The 9431-nt window shown below is 55.6% G+C and carries 6 protein-coding genes; 5 read left to right on the top strand and 1 reads right to left on the bottom strand.

Going from position 1 to position 9431, the window contains the following annotated elements; translation table 11 throughout:
* Positions 1-551: 551 nt before the first annotated feature.
* Positions 552-3395 carry a TonB-dependent receptor gene (locus tag ACMHXH_RS11460; protein WP_039036109.1) on the bottom strand — a complete coding sequence of 948 codons (2844 nt, stop codon included), beginning with the start codon at positions 3393-3395 and terminating at the stop codon, positions 552-554.
* A 337-nt stretch (positions 3396-3732) separates the two neighbouring features.
* On the opposite strand from ACMHXH_RS11460, the gene agaR reads away from it, so the two are divergent.
* From agaR to ACMHXH_RS11435, 5 genes are read left to right on the top strand one after another with little or no spacing between them, the layout of a single operon-like run.
* Positions 3733-4515: a transcriptional repressor AgaR gene (gene agaR / locus ACMHXH_RS11455; protein WP_319619859.1), complete on the top strand. Its 783-nt coding sequence runs from the start codon at positions 3733-3735 to the stop codon at positions 4513-4515.
* Positions 4516-4529: 14 nt separating this feature from the next.
* Positions 4530-5900 (top strand): Gfo/Idh/MocA family protein, encoded by a 1371-nt coding sequence (locus tag ACMHXH_RS11450; RefSeq protein WP_319619858.1) that lies wholly within the window; start codon positions 4530-4532, stop codon positions 5898-5900.
* Positions 5901-5907: 7 nt separating this feature from the next.
* On the top strand, positions 5908-7182 hold the full coding sequence (locus ACMHXH_RS11445) for a class II D-tagatose-bisphosphate aldolase, non-catalytic subunit (protein WP_093982715.1): 1275 nt from the start codon (positions 5908-5910) through the stop codon (positions 7180-7182).
* A 4-nt stretch (positions 7183-7186) separates the two neighbouring features.
* Positions 7187-8392, top strand: a complete 1206-nt coding sequence (locus ACMHXH_RS11440; protein ID WP_413738087.1) for an SIS domain-containing protein — start codon at positions 7187-7189, stop codon at positions 8390-8392.
* Positions 8393-8395: 3 nt separating this feature from the next.
* Positions 8396-9403, top strand: a complete 1008-nt coding sequence (locus ACMHXH_RS11435) for an ROK family protein (RefSeq protein ID WP_096141325.1) — start codon at positions 8396-8398, stop codon at positions 9401-9403.
* Positions 9404-9431: the final 28 nt, after the last annotated feature.

The raw sequence follows: 9431 nt of genomic DNA, 5'->3' as shown, positions 1-9431 counted from the left end.
TCAAACTCAGTTTGATGCGACAAACGAACGCGCAGAGCTTGCTCGAAGCTGGTCATCGCCAGACGCCACTTTGGTTTTCACTTTTTACTCTTTATCAAAGAAATGAGTGAAGACAAAACAGTAACAAAAGGGCACTAGCATTTAGCTAGGGCTTTTTTGTTTGTCTCGCTTCCAGCGACATGCAGCCCAAAGCGGCTGGCGCAGTGTGTGCCCCTCAGCTCGCAGCCAAGCTGCTTCGCGCTACAGCCATCTATCAAGCTGTGCTTGATGAGCAGATATCTTTCACCCCCACGTGAGATGCTGCTGTGGATATGTTGAGAATGGCTCGACTGGTTTATCTGGTCAGATTTATCGGGGGGATTACCTATCCAGTCTCTGGAGCACAGAGACTTCATCCGACCGCTATCCTCAATAAAGGTATTCGAGACTCAAGCAGAGAAGCCACCTGAATCAGGTGGCTTTCTGTATTTGGAACGAGTTTATACCCACCTTGGGTTTAGTGCAGCTTGATTCAGTCAGATGGTTACTTATGGGGATCCATTTGGCTCTGTTTAGAAGCTGCCGCGAATACCCACGGCTATCTGGGTACCGAAGCGTTCCAGATAATTCACCTGATCTTCGCGCTTGATGTAACCGGAGTAGCGGTTGTTGGTCAGGTTGGAGGCTTCACTGAACAGGGTCAAGTTGTCTGTGATGTCGTAGCTGATGCTGGCATCCAACTGGCCGTAGTCGTCTATCCAGGCCGGGCCGCCCCAGGCATCCGGATCCACCAGGAACTTGCTGCGCCAGTTATAGGCAAGGCGCGCCTGCAAACCATACTGCTCATAGTAGAGCACGGCATTGTAGGAGTTCTCGGACATCCCCTTGAAGGGCAGATCCTTGGCTTTCAGCTCAGGATCGTCATAACTGCTGTCCACATAGGTGTAGTTAAGCTGCCAGCCAAAGCCGTTGAATGGCTCAGGCAACCACTGTTCGAGGGATTGTTGCCAGGCAATTTCAAAGCCCTGCACTTTGGCACCGTACTGACCGGAAACCGGCTGGCTTACCAGGTAACGGTTGCCATCGACCTCCATGGGGGTCTTTTCATCAGAGATAAAGGAGTCGATATCCTTGATGAATAGGGCGCCGCTCAGTGAACTGCTGTCGCCGTAATACCATTCCAGCGCTAGATCCGCCTGTTTGGCCTGCTCGGGTTCAACCCCGGGATTACCGCGCACCAGAGTTGGTAAGCCCTGCTCCTGACTGGTGAAGTTGGGCGCGGCCCAGACTCTGAGCGAGTAGAGTGATGGGCGGCTCAATACTTCGGCGGCCGAGATACGCAGCAGCAGATCGTCCTGCAGGTTCAGCTTGAAGTTGAGGCTTGGCAATATATTGGTATAGCTGTCGCTGTAGTTTACCGGGCTGACGGTGCGCCAGTCATCGTTGAGCGGCTGACCGGCATCATCCAGCACTACTTTGCTCAAGTCATAGCCAAAACCTTCGGAATCGACTTGGGTGCGACTGGCCCTGACCCCCAGATTGAGCATATAGGGCAGATCGAACAGCAGCTCTTCAATAGTTATCTGCACATAGGCCGAGGTCACAGCCTCGCTTACCTCATAAGTACCGGCCTGATTGGCACTGGCTACTATGGCCTCATTGGCGGCATCGCTGTTGATGGAGCGGTAGTATTCCAGCAACTTGTCATAGTCAAAGCTGGGCCAGGGATCCGGTGAGATGCTGTTTTCGCCGTCGAGGAAGTTATCGAAGTTGGCGGGCACAAACACATTGCCCGGAATTTGGAACAGCTCAAACTCGCCTTGAGTGAAGACTCCCGAGCCGTCAAAAGCATAACCGTCGCGGGTTAGATAGTAGCCGCCGCGACTGAATTGGCTGGGGTTTTTCGATCTGAACTCATTCTGGCTCTTGACCTGCTTGACATAGTTTATCCCGGCATCCAGCTTGCTGATAAAGCCGCTTTCCGGCAAATACTGGGTCATCAGCTTAAGATCCGTTACCTTGTCATCCACGCCAGTGCCACTGTTTAGGCTGTAGTGGGCACCATAGTTCTGCTCGCTGGTGAGTCCCGGGCCTATCACCACATCCGGCAGCATCTGACCATTGGTGTAGTCGATATCTATGCTGTCGACAAAGCCGCGGGCGACGATGAAGCGATTGTCGCCCTTGTTCTTGTTTTTGGCGGCCGAGTAGGCAAGATCGGCGGTGACCGACCAATTGGGGGTGATAAACAGCGCCGTATTCAGTGCCAGTTGGTAGGTGTCTGTCTTGCGCGGTGTGCTCAGGTTAAGCAGCTCCACCATAGTGTTGTCGCCCTGCTGGCGCATGGAAACCACTCGCCCCAGCTCATCGAACTGCGCATCGCTGAACAGCGGGGTACCCGGTGTCCACTCCTCGTCATAGTTGACAAACCCTATCTGGTATTTGTGTCCATCGGTATTGTAGCGAGAGTAGAGGGCGTCGAAATTGACATCCAGATTATCCAGTGGCCGCCATTGCAGTGCCAGGGTGCCACCGATGCGTTCGCGTACGTCCTGGGCGTTGGCATAGTACATGTAACTGGGTATTTTGGAGGCGTAGATTTCGCCTTCATCAATCACACCATTGCCGTTGGTGTCTACCGGCACCCCGGCGCTGTCGACACCCCAGCCTTCCTCTTCATCGAAAAAACCATCGGCGGAATAGGTGTCGGCTCTGAGGGTTTTCTTGGAGTAAACGGCGGAAAACAGAGCGCCGAAACTGTCGTCATCGGACTTGTCGCCTATGATGAGAGATGCGTGCGGGTGCAGGTCTTCGGTGCGCGACTCATAGATACCCTTGGCCGAGGCTTGCAGGGTAAAACCGTCCAAATCCAAAGGCTTGCGGGTCTGAATATCCACAATTGCCCCTATGCCTCCTTCGGTGAGCCGCGCCTCGGGAGACTTGTAAACCGCCAGCACATTGACCAGCTCCGAGGCTATGGTGTCAAAGTTGAAGTCCCGCCCGGCGTTGTCCGACGCCAGTTTGCGGCCATTGAGGGTAGTGATGTTGTAGCCGTCCCCCAGGCCGCGGATCAGTATGTTCTGCCCCTCGCCGCCGTTGCGGGTAATGGTCACCCCGGGTATACGTTGCAGTGCTTCGGCCAGGTTTTCATCCGGAAACTTGCCTATATCATCGGCCACCACAAGATCCACCACTGCGGTGGCATTCTGTTTCAGAAACAGCGACTCCTTAATGGCTGAGCGGATACCCGTTACCTGGATCCTTTCCAGCTCGGCATCCTGCTGTTGAGCTGAGTTTTGTTGTGTTTGAGCCTTGTTTTCCTTGTCGGACTCGTCATTGGCCGTAACCGGCTGTGTTGCCAGCGCACTGGCAACTGCCAGGGCAATTAGGGCAGGTTGGGTGGCTAAGAGCTTCATGGGTTCCCCGCTGTTTGTTTTTATCAGGCTTAATGCCTTTCGCTTTTGTTATTTTTCGAAAGCATTAAAAACAGCAAAATGCTTTCGATTGCTTATTTATAGCGTTAAAAACTCTATGTGATCAATAAAAAAATGTAAAATGTCTTTTAATTATTTTCGGTTTGGTGCATAGTTTAGCTAGTTGAAAGTGAAAATTTGTTGTTGGTTTTGGCTTAAGTCGTTGTGGTATAAGAATTGTTGTTATGATTTGACGACGTTGCTAGTAGATTGAAAGCTTTCGAAAGCCAGTGCAGGTTCACCTGCTCCAGAGCGCAACAAACAAAACAGGAAGAGTGCAGTGAATAATCTCAACACTATTGAGAGGCAGCAGGAGATAGTCCGGCTGACCCAGCAACAGGGAAAGGTGTCGGTCACCGAGCTGGCAAATCGCTTCGGGGTCTCGGAAGTCACCATACGCTCGGATCTGGCGGTATTGGATCAAAAGCAATTGTTGGTGCGCTCCCGCGGCGGCGCTATGGTCAACTCCGACCTTATTCGTGAACTGTCACTGAAAGAGAAGGGCCACTGCTATTCGGCACTGAAGCAGGAGCTGGGTAAGGTGGCGGCCTCTTTGGTTAATGATGGCGACCGCCTGTTGTTGGACTCGGGCACCACTACCCAGCAAGTTGCGGCTAACCTCCTTGAACATCAAGATCTTATTGTGATGACCAACGGCCTTAACATAGCCACTGAGCTGGCGCGTTCCGACGACGTTGAGGTGATGCTCACCGGCGGTTTGCTGCGCAAGAAGTCGATGTCTTTCTATGGTTCCATCGCCGAGAAGAGTCTCAGGGATTACAACTTCAACAAGCTGATCCTCGGGGTGGATGGTTTTGATCTCAAGGCAGGTCTCACCACCCATTTTGAGAAGGAAGCCAGTCTCAACCGCATGATGTGTGAGATTGCCAGCGAGATCATAGTGGTTACCGATTCATCCAAATTCGACCAACAGGCGTTTCATGTAATTTGTGCCAGTCGGCAGATCCAGCAACTGGTGACCGACAACGGCATTCCCGAGCGCTATGTGGAAGAACTCACCAAGCAAGGGGTGCAGCTGCACCTGATAGATAAAAACAAATAACAAGGGGAGAAGTTATGTCTGGTTTTGATCGTCGTTCCTTTCTGAAAGCTTCGGTGGCCACAGCTGCTGCCTCGGCGCTGGCTGGCTGCGCCGCCAATGCCGGTTCATCTGCACTGGCACCCAAGGCCAGTGGCCGCTCTGTCATGGGGCTGGTGGTTCCGAAAATGGCCGAAGTGCGGGTGGGGCTAATCGGCGTCGGTGAGCGAGGTGTGGGGTTCATTCACCATTTCAACAACATAGAGGGCGCCAGGGTAACAGCTATCTGCGATACCGATCCCCTGGTCATAGAACGTGCCAAGAAGGTAATGAGTGACGCAGGCTTGGCCCAGCCCGGTTATTATTTCCAGGGCAAACACGCCTATCGTGAATTGTTGGCACGCCAGGATGTGGACATAGTGGTCATTGCCACACCTTGGGAATGGCACCACCCCATGGCCAAAGAGGCTATGCTGGCCGGCAAACACGCCTTTGTTGAAGTGCCTATGGGGATCACCATGGAGCAGCTCTGGGATCTGGTGGACACAGCCGAGCAAACCCAGCGTAACTGCATGATGATGGAAAACGTCTGCTACGGTCGCGACGAGCTGATGGTGCTCAACATGGTACGCCAGGGGCTGTTCGGCGAACTGCTGCACGGTGAAGCCGCTTATATTCACGAGCTGCGCTGGCAGATGAAGGAGATAGATCGCAAGACGGGCTCTTGGCGCACCAAGTATCACGCCTTGATTGACGGTAACCTGTATCCTACCCATGGCTTGGGGCCTGTGTCCCAGTACATGAATATCAACCGCGGGGACAGGTTCGACTATCTCACTTCCATGAGCTCTCCGTCGCTTGGGCGTGCTGCCTATGCCAAGCGTGAATTCCCCGCCGACCATGCCCGCAACAAGCTCAACTATATCTGCGGCGATATCAATACCAGTCTTATCAAGACGGTTAAAGGCCGAACCATCATGGTGCAACACGACACCACAACGCCGCGTCCTTACAGCCGCCATAACCTGATTCAGGGCACCAATGGGGTGTTTGCCGGTTTCCCCAACCGCATAGCGCTGGAGCAGGGCGGCAGTGGCAGCTTCCACCATTGGGACCAGGATATGACCCAGTGGTATGCCAAGTATGACCATCCGCTGTGGTTGCAGATGGGCGAGGCGGCCGAAAAGAACGGCGGTCATGGCGGCATGGACTTTTTAATGTGCTGGCGGATGATCTACTGCCTGCGTAACGGCGAGCCGCTGGATCAGGATGTGTATGACGGTGCGGCCTGGTCGGCGGTGCAGCCTCTGTCGGCGGCTTCAGTGGCCGATCGCGGTAACTCCAAGGACTTCCCCGACTTTACCCGAGGCGTGTGGCAGAGCGCCAAACCGCTTGGCATTGTAGGTTGAGGTAAGCATGTCTGCACTCAAATCCATTATTGAGGCCAACAAGGCCGGGCAGCAGGCGGGGATTTATTCCGTCTGTTCGGCCCAGCCGCTGGTACTGCGCGCCGCTCTGCGTCATGCGGCGCGGCAACGGGCGCCCTTGCTGATTGAGGCTACGGCCAACCAGGTCAATCAGCACGGCGGCTATACAGGCATGACCCCCGCCGATTTTATCGCCTTTGTGAAGAGCCTGGCCCAAAGTGAAGGTGTTGCCGAAGCGCAGTTGCTGTTCGGCGGCGATCACCTGGGGCCGGTGGCCTGGAAACACCTGACTGCCGAGCAGGCGATGGCCGAGGCCGAAGCCATGGTGCGGGCCTATGTCGAGGCGGGATTTTGTAAAATTCATCTGGATGCCAGCATGGCTTGTCATCAGGAACAAACGCCCCTTGCCGATGAGGTGATTGCCGCGCGCGCCGCCAGACTGTGCCGCGCCGCAGAAGCGGCCAAGGCGCCGGGGCAACAGCTCTGTTATGTGATAGGCACTGAAGTGCCCGCTCCCGGTGGTGTCAGTTCGCTGGAGGAGGGGCTGCAGGTCACCCCGGTCGCGGCGATGAAACACACCATTAGCGCCCACAAACAGGCCTTTGCCGCCGAAGGGCTTGGGGCAGAGGTTTGGCAGCGGGTGATTGCGCTGGTGGTGCAGCCGGGTGTGGAGTTCGGCAATGCCGGGGTACATCAGTATGATGATGCGCTCACCAAAGAGCAGAGCCGCTTTATTCGCGAGCAGCCCAACCTGGTGTTTGAAGCCCACTCCACAGATTATCAACTGCCGGAACATTACGCCCAGTTGGTGGCCGGCCATTTTGCCATTCTCAAGGTGGGGCCGCAGTTGACTTTTGCCCTGCGCGAGGGGCTGTTTGCCCTGGATCATATAGAGGCCTTGTTGGTGCCGGCGGCGAAACGCTCAGGGCTTAGAGCATTGTGTGAGCAGAAGATGCTGTCTGAGCCCAAATACTGGCAGTCGTTCTATACAGATCCTGCGCTGCGGGATTGGCAACTGGGATTCAGTTACAGTGACAGGATCCGCTACTACTGGCCCGAATTGTCGCTGACCATAGACAAGCTGCTGGCCAATCTGGCAAACCCCATTCCCGAGCCCCTTATCAGCCAATATCTGCCGCTGGCCTATCCGGCCGTGGTCAGAGGCGAGCTGCCTGCCACGGCGATTGAGCTGGTACTCCATCATATCGGCCTGGTGCTTAACCGTTATGCCAGCGCCTGTCAGCCTGCTGCCATCGAAGGATAAATCAATGCAAGTCAGTGACCTATCAAAGACCCACTTGTATCCAAAATCTGCCGCCAACCCGCTTTGGCAAGCGCCGGAGAGTGGCAAATGGACGGCGACCGAGATAGCCCAGCAGCCGACTCTCTGGCGCGAATTACAGGCCGATTTCAAACACAGGGAAGCGCAGCTCAGCGCTTTTCTCAATCCCTTGCTGGCCAAGGACAATCTGCGGATTATTCTCACCGGCGCGGGTACTTCGGCTTATATCGGCAAGGCGTTGGCAGCCTTTTTACAGCGGCAGCTCAGATTGCCGGGCCAGAGGGTGGAAGCCTTGTCCAGCACGGATATTGTTTCTCACCCCAGGCTGCATCTCAACCCGTTGCAGCCGACTCTGATAGTCTCCTATGGCCGCTCTGGAAACAGCCCTGAATCCCTGGCTGTGCTGGCGTTGGCCGATGAGTTGCTGACAGATGTCAGTCATCTGCTGCTGACCTGTAACCCTGAGGGAGCTTTGGCCAGCTATGCGGCCGAACACAGTCACAAGGCTTGTTTATGGTTGATGCCCCAAGATAGCCACGACCGCAGCTTTGCCATGACCAGCAGCTTCAGTTGTATGTATCTGGCGACCCTGCTGTTGTTTGCCGAGGAAGACAAATCGTTATCCAGGGTGCTGACACTGACGGAGCAACTGCTCGAAACCCGGCTCGACGGGGTGCAGCAAACCGCGGGCCATAGCTGCAAGCGGATAGTGTTTCTCGGCGCCGGGCCGCTCAAGGCGGCGGCTCAGGAGGCGGCGCTCAAGTACCTTGAACTAACTGCCGGTATAGTGATCAGCAGTTTTGAGAGTCCGCTGGGGTTTCGTCACGGCCCCAAGTCACTGGTGAATGAAGATACCCAAATAGTGCTGCTCGGCAGCTCTGAGCCCTATGCCAGAGCCTACGATCTGGATCTTCTGGCAGAGCTGCGCGCCGATAAGCGGGCGCTGGATATCTGTTATCTGAGTGAAGAGGCTCTGGCCCAAGATGGTCAGGCCAGTCTGGAAGAGGCTTGGTTGACACTACCCTTTATTGTTTACTGTCAACTGCTTGCATTTTACAAGGCGTTGGAGCTTGGGGTGTCACCGGATAATCCCTGTCCCAGCGGCCAGGTCAATAGAGTGGTGCAGGGGGTGAAGCTGCATTCGCTTGCGGTTTATACTCGGCCCGGCAGCCGGGATAACACAGAGGATTGAGCCATGTACTACGGTGTGGATATCGGTGGTACCAAGATAGAACTGGCGGTGTTCAGTCCACAATTGCGTCTGTTGGATAAATGGCGCATCGCGACTCAGGGTGACGATTATCAGAGCTTTCTGGCCTCACTCGCCTTGCAGATAAGCGAGGCCGACAGGCGCTGGCCGGCCGAGTCCGGCATCCCGGGCACAGTGGGGATAGCCCTGCCCGGGGTGATCCGCGCCGATGGCACTGTGGTCTCCAGCAATGTGCCTTGCCTCAATCAGCGTAAAGTGGCCGAAGATTTAGGCGCCTTGTTGTCGCGTCCTGTGGCCCTTGGCAATGATTGCCGTTGTTTCGCCCTGTCCGAAGCCTTGCTGGGAGCCGGGAAAGATCATGCCAGAGTGCTTGGGCTCATACTCGGTACCGGGCTTGGCGGCGGGATCTGTATCGAAGGGCGGCTTATCACCGGCGCCCACTGTCTGGCCGGTGAGTTCGGCCATCAGGGCATGGCGGCCAGCGTGCTGCTGCGCCATGGCTTGCCGCTTTATGATTGCGGCTGTGGCCTCAAAGGCTGCGCCGAAACCTATGTCTCGGGCACAGGCCTTGGTCGTATCTACCGGGAGTTTGGCGGCGAGGGTGATACATACGCTTGGCTGGCGGCGCTGCGCGCCGGTGATGCCATAGCCAAACGCAGTTTCGATGCTTATCTGGATGCCCTGGGCAGTGTGTTGGCCGGACAGATCCTCAGTCTGGATCCGGACATCTTTGTCTTCGGTGGCGGTTTGAGCGAAGTGCCGGAAATTTTGGCGGCGCTGCCGCAGGCTACCGCCAGGCATATGTTCAATGGGGTGCAGTTGCCCGAGTTTTGCGCCGCTCAATTCGGCGCCGCCAGTGGCGTTCGCGGCGCCGCCATGCTGGGAAAGGCGCTGGCGACTAGAGTGGAACAGAGCAATAGCGTGAGCGCCAACGAGCAGGTAGCGGATATGGATACCCTGTTGACCGGAGGCTGGCATGAACAGCAACACTGACAAGGCCCCGTTCTGGATTGGTGCCGAT

It is taken from the genome of Shewanella sp. BJSY2023SW001 (genome assembly GCF_047314685.1).
In the GTDB taxonomy this organism is placed as follows: domain Bacteria; phylum Pseudomonadota; class Gammaproteobacteria; order Enterobacterales; family Shewanellaceae; genus Shewanella; species Shewanella indica.
The sequence above is the reverse complement of the archived record's forward strand: the minus strand, read 5'-3'. Positions and strand labels throughout refer to the sequence as shown.

Coding starts and splice junctions, on each gene's coding strand:
- ACMHXH_RS11440 (WP_413738087.1), top strand. CDS start 7,187: ATGCAAGTCAGTGACCTATCAAAGACCCACTTGTATCCAAAATCTGCC.
- ACMHXH_RS11460 (WP_039036109.1), bottom strand. CDS start 3,395: ATGAAGCTCTTAGCCACCCAACCTGCCCTAATTGCCCTGGCAGTTGCC.
- ACMHXH_RS11435 (WP_096141325.1), top strand. CDS start 8,396: ATGTACTACGGTGTGGATATCGGTGGTACCAAGATAGAACTGGCGGTG.
- ACMHXH_RS11445 (WP_093982715.1), top strand. CDS start 5,908: ATGTCTGCACTCAAATCCATTATTGAGGCCAACAAGGCCGGGCAGCAG.
- ACMHXH_RS11450 (WP_319619858.1), top strand. CDS start 4,530: ATGTCTGGTTTTGATCGTCGTTCCTTTCTGAAAGCTTCGGTGGCCACA.